At 42.9% G+C, this 20,370-nt stretch carries 22 protein-coding genes and 1 pseudogene; 6 read left to right on the top strand and 17 right to left on the bottom strand.

Annotated features, from left to right (window positions below; all coding sequences use genetic code 11):
* Positions 1–132 precede the first annotated feature (132 nt).
* Positions 133–357 (top strand): IS3 family transposase, encoded by a 225-nt coding sequence (locus tag JZO70_RS09205; protein ID WP_207673266.1) that lies wholly within the window; start codon positions 133–135, stop codon positions 355–357.
* Positions 358–638: 281 nt separating this feature from the next.
* On the top strand, positions 639–1,142 hold the full coding sequence (locus tag JZO70_RS09200; protein WP_207673265.1) for a hypothetical protein: 504 nt from the start codon (positions 639–641) through the stop codon (positions 1,140–1,142).
* Between the two features lie 224 nt (positions 1,143–1,366).
* Here JZO70_RS09200 and JZO70_RS09195 read toward each other — a convergent pair whose 3' ends face one another.
* The 6 genes from JZO70_RS09195 to JZO70_RS09170 all read right to left on the bottom strand — a co-directional run bounded on the left by JZO70_RS09195 (position 1,367) and on the right by JZO70_RS09170 (position 9,425).
* On the bottom strand, positions 1,367–2,848 hold the full coding sequence (locus JZO70_RS09195) for a hypothetical protein (RefSeq protein ID WP_207673264.1): 1,482 nt from the start codon (positions 2,846–2,848) through the stop codon (positions 1,367–1,369).
* Positions 2,849–2,875: 27 nt separating this feature from the next.
* Positions 2,876–3,415 (bottom strand): RNA polymerase sigma factor, encoded by a 540-nt coding sequence (locus JZO70_RS09190; RefSeq protein WP_242703871.1) that lies wholly within the window; start codon positions 3,413–3,415, stop codon positions 2,876–2,878.
* 220 nt (positions 3,416–3,635) lie between these two features.
* Complete coding sequence (locus JZO70_RS09185) at positions 3,636–4,793, bottom strand: hypothetical protein (protein WP_207673263.1); 1,158 nt, start codon at positions 4,791–4,793, stop codon at positions 3,636–3,638.
* 414 nt (positions 4,794–5,207) lie between these two features.
* The gene (locus tag JZO70_RS09180) at positions 5,208–6,632 is read right to left on the bottom strand and encodes a DUF2142 domain-containing protein (protein ID WP_207673262.1); all 1,425 of its coding nucleotides are present in this window, start codon (positions 6,630–6,632) and stop codon (positions 5,208–5,210) included.
* Positions 6,633–6,782: 150 nt separating this feature from the next.
* The gene (locus JZO70_RS09175) at positions 6,783–7,958 is read right to left on the bottom strand and encodes an NAD(P)-dependent malic enzyme (RefSeq protein WP_207673261.1); all 1,176 of its coding nucleotides are present in this window, start codon (positions 7,956–7,958) and stop codon (positions 6,783–6,785) included.
* Positions 7,959–8,156: 198 nt separating this feature from the next.
* Positions 8,157–9,425, bottom strand: a complete 1,269-nt coding sequence (locus JZO70_RS09170) for a 2-hydroxycarboxylate transporter family protein (RefSeq protein ID WP_242703873.1) — start codon at positions 9,423–9,425, stop codon at positions 8,157–8,159.
* Positions 9,426–9,656: 231 nt separating this feature from the next.
* Here JZO70_RS09170 and JZO70_RS09165 point away from each other — a divergent pair, with 231 nt between their 5' ends.
* Positions 9,657–11,186, top strand: coding sequence for a Spo0B domain-containing protein (locus tag JZO70_RS09165; protein ID WP_207673259.1), 1,530 nt, complete (start codon positions 9,657–9,659; stop codon positions 11,184–11,186).
* Positions 11,183–11,866 (top strand): response regulator, encoded by a 684-nt coding sequence (locus JZO70_RS09160; protein WP_207673258.1) that lies wholly within the window; start codon positions 11,183–11,185, stop codon positions 11,864–11,866. Before JZO70_RS09165 ends, JZO70_RS09160 begins: the two co-directional genes overlap by 4 nt.
* Positions 11,867–11,908: 42 nt before the next feature.
* Here JZO70_RS09160 and ppnP read toward each other — a convergent pair whose 3' ends face one another.
* The 4 genes from ppnP to JZO70_RS09140 form a co-directional block, all read right to left on the bottom strand.
* A complete protein-coding gene (gene ppnP / locus JZO70_RS09155; RefSeq protein WP_207673257.1) occupies positions 11,909–12,220 on the bottom strand; it encodes a pyrimidine/purine nucleoside phosphorylase in 312 nt (103 codons plus the stop codon).
* Positions 12,221–12,252: 32 nt separating this feature from the next.
* The gene (locus JZO70_RS09150) at positions 12,253–13,137 is read right to left on the bottom strand and encodes a sulfite exporter TauE/SafE family protein (RefSeq protein WP_207673256.1); all 885 of its coding nucleotides are present in this window, start codon (positions 13,135–13,137) and stop codon (positions 12,253–12,255) included.
* Between the two features lie 64 nt (positions 13,138–13,201).
* Positions 13,202–15,604, bottom strand: coding sequence for a trans-4-hydroxy-L-proline dehydratase (gene hypD / locus JZO70_RS09145; RefSeq protein ID WP_207673255.1), 2,403 nt, complete (start codon positions 15,602–15,604; stop codon positions 13,202–13,204).
* Positions 15,605–15,631: 27 nt separating this feature from the next.
* Positions 15,632–16,414 carry a glycyl-radical enzyme activating protein gene (locus tag JZO70_RS09140; RefSeq protein WP_207673254.1) on the bottom strand — a complete coding sequence of 261 codons (783 nt, stop codon included), beginning with the start codon at positions 16,412–16,414 and terminating at the stop codon, positions 15,632–15,634.
* A 177-nt stretch (positions 16,415–16,591) separates the two neighbouring features.
* On the opposite strand from JZO70_RS09140, the gene JZO70_RS09135 reads away from it, so the two are divergent.
* Positions 16,592–17,134 carry a helix-turn-helix domain-containing protein gene (locus tag JZO70_RS09135; protein WP_207673253.1) on the top strand — a complete coding sequence of 181 codons (543 nt, stop codon included), beginning with the start codon at positions 16,592–16,594 and terminating at the stop codon, positions 17,132–17,134.
* A gap of 36 nt (positions 17,135–17,170) precedes the next feature.
* Here the strand turns inward: JZO70_RS09135 and JZO70_RS09130 are convergent, their stop codons facing one another.
* The 7 genes and pseudogenes from JZO70_RS09130 to JZO70_RS09105 all read right to left on the bottom strand — a co-directional run bounded on the left by JZO70_RS09130 (position 17,171) and on the right by JZO70_RS09105 (position 19,713).
* On the bottom strand, positions 17,171–17,380 hold the full coding sequence (locus JZO70_RS09130; protein ID WP_207673252.1) for a helix-turn-helix domain-containing protein: 210 nt from the start codon (positions 17,378–17,380) through the stop codon (positions 17,171–17,173).
* Between the two features lie 60 nt (positions 17,381–17,440).
* Positions 17,441–17,863 carry a hypothetical protein gene (locus tag JZO70_RS09125; RefSeq protein ID WP_242703870.1) on the bottom strand — a complete coding sequence of 141 codons (423 nt, stop codon included), beginning with the start codon at positions 17,861–17,863 and terminating at the stop codon, positions 17,441–17,443.
* A 21-nt stretch (positions 17,864–17,884) separates the two neighbouring features.
* Positions 17,885–18,076, bottom strand: a complete 192-nt coding sequence (locus tag JZO70_RS09120) for a type II toxin-antitoxin system HicA family toxin (protein WP_207673251.1) — start codon at positions 18,074–18,076, stop codon at positions 17,885–17,887.
* A gap of 158 nt (positions 18,077–18,234) precedes the next feature.
* Positions 18,235–18,345 (bottom strand): annotated as a pseudogene (locus JZO70_RS22415) (type II toxin-antitoxin system HicB family antitoxin); the annotation flags it as partial.
* A 12-nt stretch (positions 18,346–18,357) separates the two neighbouring features.
* Positions 18,358–18,654, bottom strand: coding sequence for a helix-turn-helix domain-containing protein (locus JZO70_RS09115; RefSeq protein WP_242703869.1), 297 nt, complete (start codon positions 18,652–18,654; stop codon positions 18,358–18,360).
* Complete coding sequence (locus JZO70_RS09110) at positions 18,647–18,991, bottom strand: type II toxin-antitoxin system RelE/ParE family toxin (RefSeq protein WP_207673250.1); 345 nt, start codon at positions 18,989–18,991, stop codon at positions 18,647–18,649. Before JZO70_RS09110 ends, JZO70_RS09115 begins: the two co-directional genes overlap by 8 nt.
* 290 nt (positions 18,992–19,281) lie before the next feature.
* The gene (locus JZO70_RS09105) at positions 19,282–19,713 is read right to left on the bottom strand and encodes a type II toxin-antitoxin system HicB family antitoxin (protein ID WP_207673249.1); all 432 of its coding nucleotides are present in this window, start codon (positions 19,711–19,713) and stop codon (positions 19,282–19,284) included.
* Positions 19,714–19,876: 163 nt separating this feature from the next.
* Between JZO70_RS09105 and JZO70_RS09100 the strand changes: the two genes are divergently transcribed.
* Positions 19,877–20,329 carry a GNAT family N-acetyltransferase gene (locus JZO70_RS09100; RefSeq protein WP_207673248.1) on the top strand — a complete coding sequence of 151 codons (453 nt, stop codon included), beginning with the start codon at positions 19,877–19,879 and terminating at the stop codon, positions 20,327–20,329.
* The last annotated feature ends 41 nt before the right edge of the window (positions 20,330–20,370 follow it).

Here is a 20,370-nt window from a genome sequence, read left to right as displayed (position 1 = left end):
AACTTGGTTTTTGATACGTTTGATCAAGCGGTTGAATTGGAGCCAAAGGCTCATCCACTTTTTCATAGCGACCAGGGATTTCAATACACACACGTTGGCTTTTTCAACCGAGTCGTAAAAGCAGATATGATAATGAGTATGTCTCGCGTGGGTAAATGTACCGACAATGGGCCAATGGAAGGGTTTTGGGGTATGCTTAAACGAGAGAACTATTATGGACGCAAATTCAACAGTCGTGAGGAACTCGTCACTATGATCACTGGCTACATTGAGTATTACAACACCGGGCGTTATCAACGAAAACTAAAGGTCATGACACCCATGGAATTTCACGAGCACTACTACAAAGCTGCTTAAATCAGTGAGTCACGCCAAAAAAGACTACCCATCTATTTACGATGAGTAGTCCACAAAAATCTTAAAATATTTCACTGTCCTATTGACGGGGTGCGCACCAAAGAGGAGTCAGGGATTTTATCTGGAATGTTTAACGGACATTCAGAAATATCTAAAATGATGTTTCACTTTGAATTTTTGGCTACTGGCATTAAATAAAGAACTCCCCCGATAATGTCATGAGCAGGATTTATCCATGTTATAATAAACTTGTAAGCGAATTCGAAAAAGGAGGACTTTTTATGAATAAAGCTAAAATTGTCAAAGCATCGTTGTTGGTGGGCATGGGAATCGCAAGTTTCGCAGTCGCAGGTGAAGCGGCGAACGCGGCTATCCTATATCGAGCCTACAACCCAAACACTGGCGAGCATTTGTACACGCAAAATTACAATGAAATTCCATTTGTCGTACAAGCTGGTTGGCGGGATGAAGCACTTGCTTGGGAAGTTCCATCAAGAGGTACTCCGATTTATCGTGTATTCAATCCAAATAACGGTGGCGACCATCATTACACTGCAAATGTGGCGGAAGTTGAGATGTTAGTCGATGTTGGTTGGCAGTTTGAAGGAATTGCCTGGTATTCTGGCGGCGGCACACCGGTTCACCGGTTATATAACCCTAACGCTGTGACTGGCACCCACCATTTGACGGCCAACGGTGATGAAAAAGATATTTTAATCCGTGCTGGTTGGAGATACGAAGGTGTGGCAATGTATTCTGGTCCCGATGCGGCGTTAGAGGAGTAATTGAGTTCTAAAAAGGCTAGTAGATAATCTGCCGCCCAAAACATTAGATTTTAGTCTAACGTTTTGGACGGTATTTTTCTCTATTTGAAAGAAATTTTTGAATTATTTAAACCGTCAAAAACTAACTGTCACTTTATTCAATTCTTACTGATTGCAACTCCAAAAGAAAAATTCCGAGCGGTAATCGCTCGGAATATGGCGCAGCTATTGGATTTCGATTACCTTTATTGTGTTAACTGGATATAGCGATTTCCAGGAATTCCAAAACTGAAGTCGAGAAATAGATTACTGTATTCTTCATCAGCTAAAATGTAGCTGGCTTTAATTGTGGTCGTTTCACCTGGAGCTATTGATTGCATTCCAAGATCTTCTTCCATACCAAGCTCAACTTCTTTCAAATCTTCTGTTGGTAATGGTTGGTAATAATTAGTTAGCACGCTAGAAGGTATATCCTTGTTTTCGGCTGTCTTACGAGCTAAGAATGTCTCGCTACGCAACTGACTGAATTGATTCCCCTGTTTAGCTAGCCTTTGTACTGGTGTGTAAAAGAACACATCTTTCACATCCTCAGTAACGTTTTTGATCGTTAGTTCAATTTCTAAATACTGAGGTTCTATCTCCACTTCTTCAATTTTCTCGTCTAATCTTTGTTTACCATCGCCAGGTTGGTACCTTACTGCTGTAAAAGGCTTTAGCCTACCTTTTTTGTCCCACGTTACGTTAGGTGCTTTTCCTTGTTGCTCCTCTTCTGGATATTCATTTAAAATAGCCAAGGCTTCTGGCGCAATTTTATCACTAAGAGTTGCCTTCACAACAGTAACTTCATCCATAGGGGCGCCACTAGAGTCTGTGATCACAATTGGTTCGTTAAGTTGGACGACCTCCTCTTTATTGTTACTATCTAATGGTTCGATATTGTTTAGCCCTTCAGACATCTCTGCTACCTTTTCTTCCAAACTTGTATATTCAGCTGCCAGAGTAGCCTCTTCAAAAGAGGCAACATTGACAAGAGAAATATTATCCATGATTTTCTTTATGTCTTTTTCTGAAATGTCACCATAGCATTCCATTTCGACAAATCGGTTTTGTTTTTCGAAAAATACTCTAGCTAAAGCGGGCTCTTCAACACCAAAAGAATCTGTTTTTTCAATTAAATATCCTGAGCCATTTGACAGTTTGATCTCTTTAAAATCTTTCACGTAGTCATCAATAACGATATTTTTCCCATTTAATTCATAAAGCATAAACTGTATAGAGCGAACTTGGTCTACATTCTCAAGAGCCTCTTCCTCTTCGGGGGTTAACTCCTCATAAAAGGAAAGAAAATACGGTTCATCATTCACAGTGAAATACTCTGGCACATATCCAGCCTCCAACCGATAATACCCCGTATCCGGCAATTGCTCCGCAGGCTTATCAATTTTGGTAGTTAGCTCATAGTTTTTCTTCTCAACATTGATTTCCCACAGCTTTGCGGCTACGTAGGTTCCTACGGGGAGAAAAAATAGTACGATGACCGCCACTAACAAAAGCCGGCTCTTAGAAAAAGTGACTTTCACCACTGGTTTTCTTGTCTTCATCTTCGCCTTGCGTTTGATATTTTCTTTATTTTTAGCAGAATAATCGCTGCCGTAATTTTCTAAAATCTGATCCAATTCTTCATCCGATAGTTTGCCTAATGGATGTTCTTCATATTTCTTCGTCATTTTTTTCAGCTCCTTTGCCTAGTAAATTCATATTTGCATTTCTTGACGGTCATATGCCTGCTGGATCAACCGTTTCCCCCGATAAAGATAATTGTTGACCGTTTTTTGCGGCATCTTCAGCTCGCAGCTGATCATGGCTGGCGTTTTTTCAAAAATATAGCGTTGTAAACAGATTTCACGCATCGGATTATTTAAGCCGTTGATCAAATCAAACATTTGATTCACAAATTCTTGATTTTCTTCAGCCGCGGGAATATTCTCCAGGGTAAAGTTGTCCTCCAGCAGATAGTCTTTCCTATTGCGCTGAAGCTTGTTAATGCTTAGACTTTTGGTAATCAAGATTAAATAATTTTTCAACGAGCCCCGCGACGATTGATATTTCCCTGGTGCCTTCCATATCCGTAAAAAAGTATCACTGACAATTTCTTCAATGTCCTGCGGATCGTGATTTTTTCCTAATATTGATAAGGAAACGACCCAAAGCAGCTTTGAGTATTTGTCCATCAGCAGCTCAAATGCTTCTTCGTTGTGCTGCTCAATTCCTCGCAGCAATTTCAAGTCTTCCAAAAGAATCCCTCCTTCATTTATTTCTTCTGTCATATATATATACACAGGTGGAGCGCAAATACACTAGAATTTTTTTAACTTTTTTTCATCATAACGTAAAAAATAGACAGATTGCTCTTTTTTATAAAGAAGCTTGTATTTTTGAGGTCAGACCACACATAAAAAGCCTGCCCCCGATTTCAACGGAGGCAGGCTGCCAAGTTTCATTCAATTTTAAATTTTAGTATGCACCAGTTGCATTACCACTTGAGAAGTCAAATGATGTGCTATCAAATGATGGTCTACCCTTCGAAGTAACATCAGCACCGTTCTTGAATACTTTCAAGTTACGTACAGTTGTTGGTGCGTTTGTACCAACATGCAAAATGTATGCGTCGTTAGTAGTAGCTAATTTTGTTTGATACTGACCAACTAACGTGTTGTTCACGAAAGCTTGCATATAGCCAGAAGTAAAGTATTTCACTTTCAGATTCACCGCTTGACCCTTATTAACTCTAGGTGCATTGGTGTTTACTGAATAGTACTGTTGACCAGAAGTTCCCGCACCTGCCGGGAAGTTAATATTGGTAGTATTAATCCGTCCTTGAGCAAAGTTTGCGTCAGAACCTGCTTGATAGTGCAAGCCAACACCAATCTGTCCATCAGCCGGATTTGTTCCTCCGATAACAAATTGTGTTTCATAATCGTTAGTTGAACCATTAATTGCAACATCAGCAGAAAACTCAACAGCTGCTGCACCGCTCAAGTTTGCATTATCAAAAGCTTTGTTTGAATAAAGATTACGGTAAGAACCAGGAACATTGGCTTCTTGTCCGCCAACTCCCGTGATATTTTCATCAACCTTCTTAGGCGTTACTCCTGGATTAGGAGCTGGGGTGTTGCTTCCCTGACCGACTGAAGTCGCATAGAATGCAGTACCTTCCGAGCGCCAGCCCAGACCTACTAAGTGATTGCGTTCATTGCCATCAGTTGTATAGTGGTGCGTTCCTGATTTAGCATTTGGATTGTACAAACGATACACCGGAATTTGTCCACCTGAGTGCCATGAAAGACCTTCATAAGTCCAACCGACTCTAGTTAAATGATCCCGTTCATTCGTATCTAAGGTATAGAAATGATCGCCCCCGTTGTTCGGGTTAAACAAACGATGCACCTCAACGCCTTTGTCTGGAGCAGTCCAAGCTGTTCCTTCATCTTGCCAACCTGCGTTGACAACAAATGGAATTTCATTGTGATTTTGTGTGTACAAATGCTCCCCAGTATTCGGATTGTACGCACGATACAAAGTAGATGCTTCAGCAGCATCCCCATGGACCATTACGGCGCCGCACATAGCAAGTGCTGCCCCAACGAAAACATAAGAAAACCCTTTTTTCATGTTATCTCCTCCAAAATTGCGCTTGTCAGCGCTTTTATTGTTGTTGCTTTATTTTACCTTTCCCGTCAAACGAACGCAACAATTTGACACACTTGATACACCCGCAGCCGACGAAAGAATAAAAACAATGGAATTTGATACCTGCAAAAACACTTTTCTTCTATTATAGTTGCATTTTATACTGCTAGGCCGCTTTCCAGCCAAACACAACTACCTATATTTCCTCATAAATTCTAAAACACTTCAATCAATGACATTGGTTATAAAATAATAATACAACAAATAAGCAATTTAATACAGCCTAATCTTCTTATTTTTCACAACAATTCTGTTTTGCTCACCAAAAGTAAGCAAATGCAAAAAAGAACAGCCTGTACTTCATTTTCCATGAAGACAGACTGCTCATTCAAAAATTTAGTAACGATCCTTCAGCACTGTCAAAGCAACAGCGAACAGGATCACCAGGCTGATACTAAACACCACATTCATAGAACGCTTGCTGACATCTAAGCCTTTTCCGCGGCTGCTAAACAGCGGAACCATCGTTAAAGCAGCCGGAATAAAGTAACGTCCCTGCAGCCCTTCAATTGTCTTCTTAGCATTAACCGGATTCCAGATCTGGTACAAAGCAAAGAACGTTAGCACCGTATAAGCAACCAGCAATAAGACTACAATCCCCTTTTGGTAAAGGACCAGAAAGTCACCGTCTTCCTCCTTCAGCAAGGAAGCTACGATCAACAAGCAAAAATAGAAAATGATCCAATGAGTCGCCATTGGTGCATCCAACAAACCAAAATCAGCCACTGCTGACCGGGTAATATAATCGCCTTTTAGCCCCAACACATAGTTCTCATAAAAGTTGGTGAAGAAAACCGATGGATCTTTAAAGAAGGCCGACACTTGCTTCGCCGGATCAGCAAAATCGCGGTAAAGAATTTGCTGGTCAACCATGAAATTGTTCCACAAAAGGTAAAAGCCAACGGATAGAACTAAAATCAATATCCCCCAAGCAACTTTCCTTCTGACATTCAGCGCTCTATTTGGCAATAAGAAGAACAGCAAGCCCAGCACAATCATCGTCGGCTTCATTAAAACTAGACCGATCATCATGATCGTACTTACCAGCATGGCCGGTGAACTGATACGCTTCTTCCCTCGCAAATGTAAAATCCAGGAGGTGAAGAAAAAGCCGCCAGCGATAATCATGGCATCCCCGGAAACCGTCGAAGCCAAAAACAACGCCATCGGATTCAATGCTGCCACTGCCCCGCCCCACTTAGAAAACGGGAAGATCGCTAATGCCGCAAAAATCACGATAATATAAGCAAACAAATTAAAATAACGGGCCAAATAATATTGATCCAACGGTCGCTTATTGAGCATATTGCCCACCCAGATCGCCGAAATTTGTGGAATGTAATTGACGAAGCTGTAGTTAGTCATTCCGCCAGTTCCGATAAATTTGTCGGAAGTATCTCCGTCTGATTTAGTCATATAAGGGTACTTTTCATTTTCGCCCCATTTATCAATGGCGTATTCGTTCATGCGATAAATTTCATCCGGCACCTCAAAGCCGTAAAAACCCCAAGTCTGGTCACTCTTTCGCGGCTCTTTCCCCGTCCGCGTCTCCGGGCGCACTTTAAATTCCGACAACGCATGAGCCTTCACTAAATGCCCAACTTCATCCGGTGCCTGCAACGGCGGAATGGTCTTAATAAAGGTAACCCCAAAAAAGATGGCAAAAATCAAAAAGAAGAACGTTGGAAATTGTATATTCTTTATTTTATGAAAGATCGGTTCAGGATGCTTTTTCTCCGATCGAAGTTGTGTGGTGGTCATAATTATCTCCTCACTCAATTGGTCTACGTCTAATTTATCATACTTTCTGCTATTTTGACCGGATTTCTTCTATTTATTAAGGGGAAATTTTGACCAAAGGAAAGAGAGACGCCCAAACCTCGCGTCTCTCTGATAAGCTATCGTAATTTCCTAAACCCCAACCTTCTCAAGCACTGCATCACTCACCGCTTCGGCAACCACTTGGGCCACACCAGGCTGGAAAGCATCCGGGATGATGTTGGTGGTACTTAAATCTTCATCCGTAATCAGACTAGCAATGCCGCGCGCGGCCGCAATTTGCATATCCACCGTGATTTTCTTCGCCCGAGCATCCAACGCACCGCGGAAGATTCCAGGGAAAGCCAATACGTTGTTGATCTGATTCGGGAAGTCGCTGCGGCCTGTGCCGACAATGTAGGCACCAGCTTCTAAAGCTTCATCCGGGAAAATCTCCGGCGTTGGGTTAGCCATGGCGAAAATGACTGGTTTGTCTGCCATGCGTTGAATCCATTCTGGTTTTAACACGCCAGGAGCCGAAACACCGACGAAGACATCCGCGCCTTGCAAAGCATCCACTAATGTTCCAGAGCGTTTTTCGCGATTGGTCAGCTTGGCGATTTCTGCATGGTGAGGAGGCAATTGATCACTGTCCTGTTCGTTAATGATCCCCACTTTGTCTACCACCATCACATTTTTCGCGCCAGCTGCCAAGAATTTCCGGGTGACTGACAAACCAGCTGACCCGCCGCCATTGACCACAATCTGAACCTCATCAATACTCTTGCCAATTAATTTCAAGCTGTTGAACAACGCCGCCAAAACTACAATCGCCGTACCATGCTGGTCATCATGGAAAACGGGGATGTCGCATTCTTCGATCAAACGCTGTTCGATTTCAAAACAACGAGGCGCGCTGATGTCTTCCAAGTTAATCCCACCAAAAGTTGGTGCGATGGCTTTAACGATTTGAATAATTTCTTCCGTGTCCTGTGTGTCTAAGACGATCGGCACAGAATCCACACCAGCGAAGCGTTTAAACAAGGCAGACTTGCCTTCCATTACCGGCATTGCTGCTTCGGCGCCGATATTACCTAGGCCTAGAACCGCTGAGCCGTCACTGACAACCGCCACGGTGTTTTTCTTAGTTGTTAATTCATAAGCCAAGTTTTTGTCTTCCGCAATTGCTGAGGAAACCGCCGCAACTCCCGGCGTGTAGGCAATGCTCAAGTCTTGTTTATTTTCGATGCTGACCTTAGAAACAACCTCTAATTTACCACCATTTTGTTTTGCTTGCTCTAACGCTATTTCTCTTACATCTCTGCTCATTATTTCGCTCCTTCTTCATTTTAAGGTATTATTTTTTTCCAAAAAATAGTTTGATTTTCAGGCCGTATACCATTCTGCTACACGTCCCTTTTGATGTTTCTGCTAAAATTCTTTGATACTTGTTCTGCTTTTGCTAAACTGCCAAAAGCAGAACTGGCATCCCTTTTTCCTATTTTACTCTTGTTTAACTAACTATCTTTAAAAAATCATCCGCAAGATCGCGGTCATACTGATTACGGTAATCGCGCCGCCTAAACGAGTCGCAACTTGTGCAAATGGCATCAGGTTCATGCGGTTTGCTGTACTTAAAATCGCTACGTCACCAGTTCCGCCCATGCCGCTTTGGCAAGCTGAAACGATGGCTGCTTCGACTGGGTTCATGTTCATGAAGCGAGAAACTACAAATCCGGTTGCAATAATCGTGAATACTACACTGATCACGACTACAAAATACTGCCAGCTCAACGTTCCAATCACGTCTTTCAACGGGATGTACAACAAGCCAAGACCTGCCATCAATGGGAAGGTGAAGTTGCCGGAAATAAATTTGTACAATTGTTTTGAACCACGTTGCGTTTCTTTAGGAACGATGTTCAAGTATTTCAAGAATGAAGCCAAGACGATCATTAACACAGGTCCCGGGAAGCCAGTTAAATGCTCCAGCAAACCGCCGGCGATGAACAAGGTACATGCTGTCATTACACCCGCACCCATCATTTTTACATCAATTGGCGAGTTGTCTTCTTTTAACGCGTCCGCCATATCGTCGGCGCCCTTCATTTTGATCAATTGACCTTGACCAGAAAGATGCGGACGTTTTTCCCCTAAACGAGAAAGTAACGCTGAACACATAATCGCGAAGAAATTACCAATAATTGTTGCTGGAATTAATTGTGCTACCAGCTGTTCGCTGCCGATGCCGGTAATCGCACTGTAGCCTAGCGACAATGGCAGGATGCCTTCGCCGATTCCGCCGGCTAATACTGGCGTTACGATGAAGAACAAGGCATGTTGCCAATCAAATCCCACTAATACACCAACTAACGTTCCTACACCCATAGCACAAAGCATGCCAACGGTCATTGGAATAATCATGCGCATCAAGCCTTGAACCAGCATCTTGCGGTTCATCCCCAAAATACTGCCGCAGACTAGACAAGCAATATAGAAGTATAAAAAGTTCGCTTGCTTCATTAACAAATCTGCCGAATCCAAAATGTTTTGATTGATTAAGTTGAAAAAGACTAAAATAGATGGCACTAACAAAGATAAAATAGCTGGACCACCGAAATTTTTCACAAAAGGAATGTTGGCGCCGATTGTTCCTAACAACCATCCTAGCGTCAAAATAACTGCGAAGCCGCCTAGCATGTTGACCGGCAATTGCTGCATCAGGCCGGTGGCAATAATTACCGTAGCCATAGCTGCGTATACTGGAAGTGGCATCGAACCTACCTTGACGTCCATCCATTTTTCAAGAAATTTCTTACCCTTCAGCTTCGGCTTAATGGGTAATACCGGTTGTGCTTTTTCGATCTTCTTTTCCATTTATGTTTGCCTCCTTGTTTTGTTTACGGTTTCAGTTTACCCCCTGCTGAGCATTTAAAATAGATTATTTAACTAATTTAAGTAAGGTAAGTAATTTAAGTACTCAGCGGAAAAAAAGTCTGTGCTATACTCAAAGTGGAGGAGTTTACGATGAAAAAAGGACTTAGGCTATGGACGTTGCTGTCGATCATTTTCGTGGCAACCTTATTAATCACTAACACCATCTTATATGGACTTATTTTGTATCAGGATGCCCAAATGGTTCAAAAGAAGGAAGAAGAGCTGCTGCTGTCAGTGGGCCGGCAACTGGCGATTGAGCCGGGGGTTCTTCAAGTACTCAATGAAGACACGCCCTCAGATACAGTAGAAGAATATACCAAAGAAGTCGCTGCGATTCACGGGTTGGATTTTGTAGTGGTGATGAATATGGAAGGCATCCGCCTGACTCACCCGGATGAAAGCCAAATCGGGCAGCCCTTCAAAGGCGGCGATGAAGCGCCGGCGCTCCAAGGGAAGAATCATATTTCCATTAGCGAAGGCACACTAGGCAGTTCACTGCGGGGGTTTGTACCTGTATATGAAGGAAACAAGCAAATCGGTGTGATCGCTTTGGGGATTCGCTTAGATTCTTTAAGCACCTTAGTCGAAAATTCCCGCAGCCGCTATACGCTGGCCTTAATCGTTAGTGTCGGCGCCGGTTTGATTGTGGCTTTACTAGTTGCCTACTATTTAAAGAAACAACTGCTGAATTTGGAGCCGCGAGAAATTTCCAGCCTGCTGGAAGAACGTAACGCCATGCTGAATGAAACCAAGGATGCGGTGGTGGTGGTAAACACGGAAGGGATCGTGACTTTAGCCAATATTGCCGCTAACGACATGTACCAGCAGTTGACCAACCAGCCTACCGATTTAGCTGGTCAACCAATCAGCCAGCTGCTGCAAGACAAAGAACAAATTGATTTTGAGCGCTCAGTGGAACAGTTGTATCGTCAAAACGGCCAAGACTATCTCTTTTCGGCGGCACCAATTATGGTAAACAAACGCCGCATCGGTTCGATTGTCTTTCTGCGTAATGCTACTGAATCCTTGTTCGTCACCGATCAACTGGCGAACACCACAGCATACGCAACGGCTCTGCAAAGTCAGTCCCACGAATTCATGAACAAGCTCCATGTCATTTACGGTTTGGTGGATTTAGAAGCTTATAATGAACTGAAAATCTATTTAGGCGATATTTTACAGCCGGAAAAGGAATTTTCTCATCGTCTATCGATTCTCGTGCGCAATCCCATGTTGGCGGGATTTTTCATCGGCGAACGGGAAAAATTTGCTGAACGAAAAACTCAGCTGCTGATCGAAATTGCACCGGAAATCCCAGAAGCGGCTGATCAAGAACAGACAACGAACATTATCAATATTTATCGCTACATTCATCACGCCCTGCTGCAACGCTGGCTGCCGGAAGAATTAGCGATGTCCATCGAGTATCGCAACCAGCAGTTAACTACCACCTATCGCTTAGCTTTAAAAGAAGAAAAAAGCGATTCGCTGGAGCTGGTGTTTAAGGAAAATTATTTCCAACAGCTGTTAAAGGATGCCCAGGGAGAATTTTGGCTGGATATCACCGAAGAACAGCTGATTATCCACATCACCACTGCTTACGAAGGGAGCCCGACATGAACGTACTAATTATTGAAGACGATCCGATGGTGGAATTTATCCATCGCAATTATTTGGAAAAGCTGGCTATCTTTGAAGAAATTTACTCCGCCGATACCGTTGACGATGCGCAACAGCGCTTGTCCGAAAAACAAGTGGATTTGATTTTACTGGATATTCATTTAAAAGAAGGCAACGGCTTAGATTTTTTGACCCAGCTGCGAGCCAATCGCACCGAGGTTGAAGTTATTTTAATCACTGCCGCCAACGAAACCAACAGCGTCCAGACTGGGCTTCATCTAGGTGCGATTGACTACTTGATCAAGCCCTTTACCTTTGAACGTTTCCAACAAAGTATCCAGCAGTTTCAAGACAAAAGACGCCAGCTGGATTCCAGTCAAGTCAGCCAAGACACGATTGACCGTTTGCTTAATTCGTCGCAGCAAGCGCCCAAAGATGCAGCACCACCTGCGATTGAACTGGACAAAGGCCTATCCAACCAGACAATGGATCATATTTTTAAAGTGATCGACGAAATCCACCAGCCCTTCACCATTCAAGAGCTGGCGGAAAAATGCGGCTTATCCCACGTTTCGGTGCGGAAATACATTCACTATTTAGAAAACCTAGGCCAGTTGAAAAGCGAAACAATTTACACTAAAGTCGGCCGACCTTATAAAGCTTTTCGTTATATTAAATAAAAAACGGCCCAGACTTCTTCCCCAAGTCTGGGCCGTTGTCAGCTATTCCGTAATGTAGGAGCAGCTGTAATCCACGTATTTATCTACTTTCACTTGAAACTCGCTGTTTTTCGGAACGCTGAACTCTTCCCCTTCAGCGATCCTGCGCCATGCCGTTTCACCCGGCAGCAGCACGCTCATTCCCCCCTGAAGTACCGTCATTAGTTCGGCTTCATTGGTGCCAAAGGTATATTCACCAGCCAACATAAATCCCAGTGTCACCTTGCTTCCATCTGCTTGGATCAACGTTCGACTGGTTACTTTCCCATCAAAATAAATGTTGGCCTTTTTCACTGCATTGACTTGTTTTAACAATTTATCAGCCTCCGTTTTTCATTTGCTCACAATTATGTTTTTTGTACTCGCGCCATGTTGCGACTTTTTTGAATATAGGTGAAACCAGAGTAAATGATCACCACAATAACGATCCAAGTCAGCACGGTAATATCTAGACCCGTCACGAATTTCGCCGCAATAATGACGCCGACAATCCCGCCGATGGTAATCCCTAAGCTGACTTTCCTTGCATACTCACCGGTGTGAATAAAGTTGATACTAGCCACTGGCATCAATGCCCCGCAAGAGGCCGACATGATCGGAAAGGCCACTAGCGGACTCAAGCCCAGCATGTAAACCATCGCCATACACGGCGCATAAAGTCCCACACCCATGGTCATTAAAGCACCTAAGCCAAAGTTCCCGACAATTCCGATAATCAATTTGATTCCTGTCAAACCAGTCGCCACATTACCTTCACCTAAAATGTTGATTAAGCCCGATTGCTTCAAGGCCATCAAAATCGCCGTCAAAATCAACGCACAGCCCATTACAAATTGAACCTTTTGCTCTGGCAGTTTGGTGACGTATTTCGAACCAATCCACGAACCTACCGTCGCCGCAGCCACCAGCGAGAACAAGGTCAGCGGCTCCACCTTCACCACCGTAATAAAAATAATTGCTTCCAACAAACACGACAATGCATGACTGACATTCAAAGTGCCCGGCACCTTGCGGTCATCATCCAGCTGCTTGGTCACGTTCATTAACAAAGTCGTCGGCGCAAATGCACCAATTCCCAACGTGTCCAAAAAGTCAGTGATAAACCCAATCCCGATGGAAACCGGCATACTTCCGCTGCCCAGATCCTCCTTGTTTTTCAACAGATCCCGTCCTAAAACACCGATGTGCAACAGGATAAACACAACCAATACGCCTAAAACGATTTCTTTCATACTTCTTCTCCTTTAAAATAGATCCTAGAAAGAAACTCCCGCGTCCTTTCTAGGATCAAATTTTTTAACCGAAAGCTTGTTCCGTCCGGGCGATAATTTCGTCCTGCAACGCTTTTTCCAAATTGTTGAAGTAGTCGCTGTAGCCGGCTACCCGCACAATCAGATTTTCGTATTCCTTCGGATGTTTTTGCGCCTTCAACAGCACTTCCCGATTGACTACGTTAAACTGGATATGGTGTCCATCCAAAGCAAAGTAACTGCGTACCAAGGATGCCATGTTGGTAATTCCTTGTTCTCCCGCTACCACACTTGGGGTAAATTTCTGATTCAGCAATGCCCCGCCAGTCTTGGTTTGGTCGATTTTAGATGCCGATTTAATTACGGCTGTCGGTCCATTGCGGTCCGCGCCTTTTTCTGGCGAAATGCCATCAGGCAACGGAATGCCTTTGTGACGGCCGTTTGGTGAAGCTTCCATCACTTGACCAAAGTACACGTGACAAGTTGTCGGCAAGAATTCCACTACCGTTTTCGAGCCTTTTGGTGTTGGCCGACCTGCAATCACATCCTGCAGTGATTCGGCGACATTTTTCAATAAGTCATCGGCATAATCATCGTCATTGCCGTATTTCGGCGTTTCATTATAAACCATGTCGTAAATATCATCGTGGCCTTCGAAATCGTCGTTACAAGCCGCGATCAATTCATCCATAGTCATGGTTTTTTCTTCAAATACATTGTGCTTGATCGCTGCCAATGAATCGGTGATTGTCGCAATTCCCACACACTGAATGTAGCTGGTATTGTAACGAGCCCCGCCGGCATTGTAATCCTTTCCGGCCTTGATACAGTCGTCGCTCATCACGGAAAGCAGCGGTACGGGCATGAATTCCATGTACATCCGCTCGATCATGTTGTTGCCGGCCACCTTCACGTCCACCACATATTGCAGCTCTTCATAAAAGGCTTTGTAGACTTCTTCATAGCTGGTCATTTCCCGGAAATCGCCCACATCGATGCCGACTTGTTTGCCGGAATAATGATCGTAACCGCGATGCATCGCCAATTCGAAAATCTTCGGAATGTTCAAATACCCTGTCAGCACGTAAGCCTCTTTACCAGCCACGCCCACTTCCACACAGCCAGAACAAATGCCGCTCTCACGGGCATCATCCACCGATTTGCCTAAATAAGCCAACTCACTCAAAATCGCTTCTGAATTGTATAACGCCGGTTGGCCCCAGCCTTTACGAGAAACCTTCAACGCTTCACGCAGGAATTTTTCTGGCGATTTTTTCGAAATTTGCACATTGGAGCTCGGCTGCAATAATTTCATTTCGTCCATAACTTCAAGAATCAAATAGCTGACCTCGCTGACACCGCTAGTACCATCTGGCCGCAATGCACCGGTATTCAAGTTACAGAAGTCGGTGTAAGTGCCGCTTTCTTTCAAGGTAATACCCACTTTTGGCGGTGCTGGTTGATTGTTAAACTGAATCCACAAGTTTTCCAGCAACTCACGAGCTTCCTCACGGGTCAATCGGCCTTCATCAATGTCTTTTTCATAAAATGGTTCCAAATGCTGATCCAATTTCCCTGGCGAATAAGCATCCCAGTTGTTCATTTCCACCGTGATCCCAATATGGACAAACCAGTACATTTGAATTGCCTGACGGAAGGTTTGCGGCGCATGCTCTGGAACTACATCACAGACTTCAGCTAAGTCCAGCAAATCCTGTTTCCATTGCGGATCAGTTTCCGTTTCCGCCATTTCACGACACTGCTGCGCATAGCGTTTACCGAAGATAATCATCGCTTCGCACACCAGCTTCATGCCTTCCAGCTCTTCCCGCTTGTTCAAGGCTTCCATGTCATTGTTGTAATCCAAGTTTTCAATTTCTCGCTCAATATCCGCAATAAAATCAGCAAAACCTTTTTGATACATTTTGCCGTCTGCCACGGTATGCCCCGGCCCCCGCTGCATCAAGAATTCAGTATACAAACCGCCATCAAATAATAGATGCCACTCTTCTGGCAACAATTTATTCATCCGCGTCATCATCGCCCGCTCGTGCCAGTAAGGAATAATCACTTCCTCTTGAATTTTGCGATCCTCTTCCGAAACCTTAAAGAACACTTTTTCCCGATTGTTCATGTTTTCGAAATCGTCCATCGTATGACAGCATAATTCAGGGAAAGTTGGCGCCGCCCAAGGAGCATGACCCTTTTCTCCTAAAATCAGACTGCCCTTTTCAATGTAATTGGTGCGGTTTTCCATGATGTGCTTAAAGGCCAAGCCCCGTAAAACCGGCGCGGACACTTTGCCTTCCCATTGCTTGTAGGCTTCGGTTAACAGTACCGCCCGCTCCATCGAAATCCGCGGTTCACAACCCTTTTCACTAATTTCCCGCAATTCCTTGATCCGCTCTGTACTTCCTCTACGCGTTGGTTCCAGTGTTAATTCAGTCAATTTATTTTCCTCCTTTTAATCTACCCTTTATCCGCCAATTGAAACTTGATAACCAGCTGACTCATAAACCTTTTGGATCGTTTCCACTTGTTCATCGGATGGTTTGATAAAGTTTTGTGTGCATTCTCTGTTCAAACGTTTGTACTTGTCCCGGCCAAAATCATGATATGGCAACAAAGAAATTTCATCTACGTGAATATTCTCTTTGTCCAGCCAATCAATAATTGCTTCCGCTGTTTCCTCGTCGGCATTGATCTCCTCCAGTAAAATCAGACGCAAGTCAATCGCAGCCTTTTGCTGAGAAAGATAACGCAGATTCTCTAAAACCAACTCATTGCCGATCCCGGTAAATTCACGGTGAAATTGTGAATCAATGAACTTTAGGTCGTACAAAAATAAATCCGCATAAGGCAAAATCTTCTCGTAATTTTCTCTCGGTGCTACCCCGCAAGTATCGATCGTGACCGAAATTCCCATGCGCTGACACTCTTTGGCTAGCTCCACTACGTAATCCATGTCCTGAGCCATTACTTCCCCGCCGGAAAAGGTTACGCCGCCGCCGGATTGGTCGTAGAAAATTTGATCTGCTTGGATTTTTTTGACTAATTCACGAATTGAATAGTCTTTGCCGATCAGCTCTTCCTTGCCGTATTTATTCAGCATTATCTCTGGCGCAAATACCTGGCTTTCAGGATTGTGACACCACTCACATCTAATAGGACAGCCCTTGAAAAAAATCGTCGTCCGAATGCCGGGACCGTCATGAGTGGAAAACTTTTGAATGTTAAAAACTGTGGGTCGTTTCTTCACTTTATCCCCCTCCTACTCACTTGTAATTATAATCACAATCCAAAAAGATTGCAAGCGATTTCTTCATTATTATGAATTTTACTTCGGGTTTTTTCGCCGCGGTTCACGAGCATGACCAGATAGGCTTTTGCTGCATTTTGCGTTATAATTATTATAAGAACTTCGAGGAGGAGAACAATGAATATTGGGGAAAAAGTCAAAGCCCTACGCACCGAGCGGGGACTAACCTTGAAGCAGCTGTCGGAATCCACTGGATTGTCCACCGGATTTCTGTCACAGTTTGAACGGGGGATCACCACGATTGCCGTGGAACATCTATCAACGATTGCCGATATTTTTGAAGTAAAGATCAATTACTTTTTTGATGATGAACAAGAAGTCGAACCGATTATTCGCGGCTATGATCAGCCAGTCCTGCGTATTTTAAATAATATGATTTATAAACAATTGAGTCCGGTACCCGAGGACAAGGAAATGGCGCCTAAGCTGATTGAAATCATGCCCCACGAAGAACGAGAATTTCCCGATTCCTATCCCCACCATGGAGAAGAATTCGTGTACATTTTGGAAGGGATTCTGACCTTAAATCTAGACGGAAAAAGCTATCAGCTGTATCCCGGCGATTCCGCCCACTATTTCTCCACGCTGGATCACAATTGGGACAACCAAACCAACCGCGTGGTGAAATTTATCGTGGTGCATTATCCAAGTGATTATTAAAATGAGCCTTCTGGACATCCAGAAGGCTCTTGCTGTTTATTCAAATTTTGTATTCAGCACTTCAGAAATACGCTTCAATAGTGAATCCGTCAGCACCATCTGACCTCTTTCCAATGAGACAGTATTGGATACGGACAGCTTCAGTTCTTTAGCAAAATCCTCGATGCTCAATCCTGCATCTTCTCGTGCCCGGGAGATTCGGTCAGCTAGCTCAATCTTCCGGCTTTCGTCACTGTTTTTGCTCATTATTTCTCTCCTCGATCTCAAATTGTTATTCCGTTTCCTTCTATTATATATAGCCACCACTTAAGTTCTTTGTATATCCTGGTCAATTTTTTCCTGCACATATTTGGAAATACTTATGTCGTTGTTCTTCAAATAGAAATCCTGGTATTTTTTGATGGATACCATTCGCTTCACTGGCTCTTCGCTGAATCTTTTCAAAATAGCCGTGAGGTTAGTGGCAATCAAGGTGATGTATTGATTTGCCCCTTTACCTTTCTCCAAATCGGCCAACGCCTGTTCAGCCATTTCTGGAAATGGTTCTTTGGCTTCATACAAATCAAATAAGGTAAATTCCAGCGAACTTTTGGCTAATTCCACCGCTTCATTCAGCGTTTCAGCTGATGCATTGATCGCCATTCCCTCAAAGGGATAGTCGATAAAATAGTCATTTTCGGCCAGCTTGCTAATGCGCATAGCATAAACGAATTCTTGTTTTTCCATCATATGTCCTTTCCTTGAAAATAATCAATTCAGCCCCAGCCGTTTCACCAATGCTTGTTCAGTTCCTTTAGGCAAGTCCTTATTCGAGTGAACAACGATAGCCGTCTTTAGCTTCGTTTCAATATGCTCCACTCGGACATGCGAACCTTTTTGGCGAATTACCCTCCAACCACTCTTCCCGGCTAAACGCAAAAGATCTTTACCTGACATCGGCATAAGGTATTCCTCCTTTTCATTTCATCATAAAAATATATACTTTTATATACTCATTCGTTATTCCCCCCCTTTATATTAACTTACGCATTTCATTCCTTTTCTGCTCAAAAAAAACCGAATAATTCAGCACCTGGCTCAATTATTCGGCAATTCAATTATTATCGCTGGGCTTTTTCCACAATCGCTTCTACTAAAGTCTGTGAAAAGTTGATTTTCAAATCCATCCCCAATTTATCCGCCCATTTAGGAATCGTCAGAGATTGCTGTAATACCCCTTATTATCAGCTGTTTTGTTTTTCTTTTTTCACAAATTTTATTTCCAAATTTAGATCAAATGCTTGTGCCAAGTCATTGAGCAATGAAATTGTTGGTTCTACACGCGCACTTTCGATCCGGGCAATGGTTGATCTAGATTTTTTTACTTTTTTAGCAAATTCAGTTTGGTTTAAACCAGTCTGTTCCCGCAATTGAAAAACCAGATCAGCTAAATCAAGTCGTTGAACCTCTTTAATGAATTCTTGTCGAAATTCTTCACTTTCCGCCATCCGCTTTTTGATGGCTTCACTGTTTTTACTCATCAGTTTTCCTCCTAAAATAAGTGGTACGAATCGTCTCAGCTCTCTTTATCTCTCTTTTCGGCGTCTTATTATTCTTCTTGCTAAAACCGTGTGTGATCCAATAACTATTTCCTTGAATTTGGAAATAACATCCTCTAAGCCAATGCTCATCTGTTTGAGAGCGTAATTCATAAATGTTTTTGCTAAGTTTTTTTACACGTTCTTTGCGAATTGAATCCTGTAAGTCTGTTGCTTCCACACGATCTATCAATGTTCTTATTTTTGCTTCATCTTTAACATTCAATGACCTCAAAAAATCCTCAAACTCTTCTCCCCAATCAAATACTGGTCTGTTCATTTTTTCCGCTCACTCATTTTGTAGACCTCCTAGGCCACCTCAAGTGTAGCACAGGTGCTACACTTGGGCAATATTTTTTCTGCTTTAACATACGCTGCTAATTCCTTTTGAAGATTTTATTTTCCTAGACTACTTATGCCAATTACAAAAATGCATATTACGAAAACTTTCCATACCCATAGAATATTCCCCTTTTATATTAACTTACGCATTTTAGTTGTATTATTATCAAATCTCGCAAAAAAACCGAATAATTCAGCACCTGGCTCAATTATCCGGTCGTACGATCATTATTGTTGTTGCGCTTTTTCTACGATTGCTTCTACTAAAGTCTGAGAAAAGTTGATTTTCAAATCCATCCCTAATTTATCTGCCCATTTGGGAATCGTCAAGGTCTTTTTCTTGAGCTCATTCATTTCTAAATACTCACTCAAGTTGACTGATACTAAGGTGACGAAACTTTCTTCAGGGATATAGTCCACTTCTATCTCAGAAGCCACTTGAGGAACATCGATCGAATTCACTTTAGAGGGCTTCGGCAATTTTTCGTTTTGCTCTAGTAAATCTGCCAGCATCAACCCTAAATAATCACTGGCCATTTCCATCCCATCAGTGATGCTTTTTCCTTGTGTTCCCACCCCTTCAACATCAGGAAATACAATGTAAAACGGAATAGAATCATCATCAGTCATAAAAAAAACTGCTGGATAAGTAAGTAACATGCTATTTCGCTTCCATATCAAAATTCTCTTACTACAATTATACGTGCAGCACGTATCCTTTTCAACCAGCAGCAGCAATTCAATACTTCATTGCTTTTCCCAAGCCTACACACTACAATGATAAAAAACACACTTTACTACTACTAAATAAGCAGGTGCTAGAATGGAACTTCTAAATTTACGAGAATCCCCTGAATTAAAAAATGAACTCACTGAATATTTACAACTGCAATGGGCCAATGACGAAACCAACGAACTCTATCGCGATTGCCTAGATCACGCGACAACAGAAAAACTTGCTTTACCTATGTGGTATGCCTTAAAAGATGAGGGGACAATTATTGGTTGTGCCGGCTTAATCCCTAACGATTTTATCAGTCGAATGGATTTGATGCCTTGGTTATGTGCCCTATTTATTGATGAAGCCTATCGCGGGAAAAATTTGAGCCGCTTGATTATCGATCAAATCAAAAAAGATAGCCAAAAACTCGGCTATCAAAAACTTTATCTATGCACCGATCATGTTGGCCTTTACGAGAAAATGAACTTCACTTACATTGGCGACGGCTTTCATCCTTGGGGCGAAAAAAGCCGGATTTATGAAACACACGTTTAAACCAAAAAAAGCTGAGAAAATTGTCTGATTCCTCAGGCAGC

This window comes from Candidatus Enterococcus moelleringii (assembly GCF_017377575.1).
Lineage (GTDB): Bacteria > Bacillota > Bacilli > Lactobacillales > Enterococcaceae > Enterococcus_A > Enterococcus_A moelleringii.
This window is presented reverse-complemented; position numbering and strand designations above follow the sequence as displayed.

Bases quoted from the DNA above. Each gene is read 5' to 3' on its own strand.
- JZO70_RS09195 (WP_207673264.1), bottom strand. From the start codon at position 2,848: ATGACGAAGAAATATGAAGAACATCCATTAGGCAAACTATCGGATGAA.
- JZO70_RS09110 (WP_207673250.1), bottom strand. From the start codon at position 18,991: ATGAACAGACCAGTATTTGATTGGGGAGAAGAGTTTGAGGATTTTTTG.
- JZO70_RS09150 (WP_207673256.1), bottom strand. From the start codon at position 13,137: ATGAAAGAAATCGTTTTAGGCGTATTGGTTGTGTTTATCCTGTTGCAC.
- JZO70_RS09185 (WP_207673263.1), bottom strand. From the start codon at position 4,793: ATGAAAAAAGGGTTTTCTTATGTTTTCGTTGGGGCAGCACTTGCTATG.
- JZO70_RS09135 (WP_207673253.1), top strand. From the start codon at position 16,592: ATGAATATTGGGGAAAAAGTCAAAGCCCTACGCACCGAGCGGGGACTA.
- JZO70_RS09170 (WP_242703873.1), bottom strand. From the start codon at position 9,425: ATGGACGTCAAGGTAGGTTCGATGCCACTTCCAGTATACGCAGCTATG.
- JZO70_RS09105 (WP_207673249.1), bottom strand. From the start codon at position 19,713: ATGTTACTTACTTATCCAGCAGTTTTTTTTATGACTGATGATGATTCT.
- JZO70_RS09200 (WP_207673265.1), top strand. From the start codon at position 639: ATGAATAAAGCTAAAATTGTCAAAGCATCGTTGTTGGTGGGCATGGGA.
- JZO70_RS09100 (WP_207673248.1), top strand. From the start codon at position 19,877: ATGGAACTTCTAAATTTACGAGAATCCCCTGAATTAAAAAATGAACTC.
- JZO70_RS09180 (WP_207673262.1), bottom strand. From the start codon at position 6,632: ATGACCACCACACAACTTCGATCGGAGAAAAAGCATCCTGAACCGATC.
- JZO70_RS09125 (WP_242703870.1), bottom strand. From the start codon at position 17,863: ATGATGGAAAAACAAGAATTCGTTTATGCTATGCGCATTAGCAAGCTG.
- JZO70_RS09165 (WP_207673259.1), top strand. From the start codon at position 9,657: ATGAAAAAAGGACTTAGGCTATGGACGTTGCTGTCGATCATTTTCGTG.
- JZO70_RS09175 (WP_207673261.1), bottom strand. From the start codon at position 7,958: ATGAGCAGAGATGTAAGAGAAATAGCGTTAGAGCAAGCAAAACAAAAT.
- JZO70_RS09205 (WP_207673266.1), top strand. From the start codon at position 133: ATGAGTATGTCTCGCGTGGGTAAATGTACCGACAATGGGCCAATGGAA.
- JZO70_RS09130 (WP_207673252.1), bottom strand. From the start codon at position 17,380: ATGAGCAAAAACAGTGACGAAAGCCGGAAGATTGAGCTAGCTGACCGA.
- JZO70_RS09160 (WP_207673258.1), top strand. From the start codon at position 11,183: ATGAACGTACTAATTATTGAAGACGATCCGATGGTGGAATTTATCCAT.
- JZO70_RS09120 (WP_207673251.1), bottom strand. From the start codon at position 18,076: ATGCCGATGTCAGGTAAAGATCTTTTGCGTTTAGCCGGGAAGAGTGGT.
- JZO70_RS09115 (WP_242703869.1), bottom strand. From the start codon at position 18,654: ATGAGTAAAAACAGTGAAGCCATCAAAAAGCGGATGGCGGAAAGTGAA.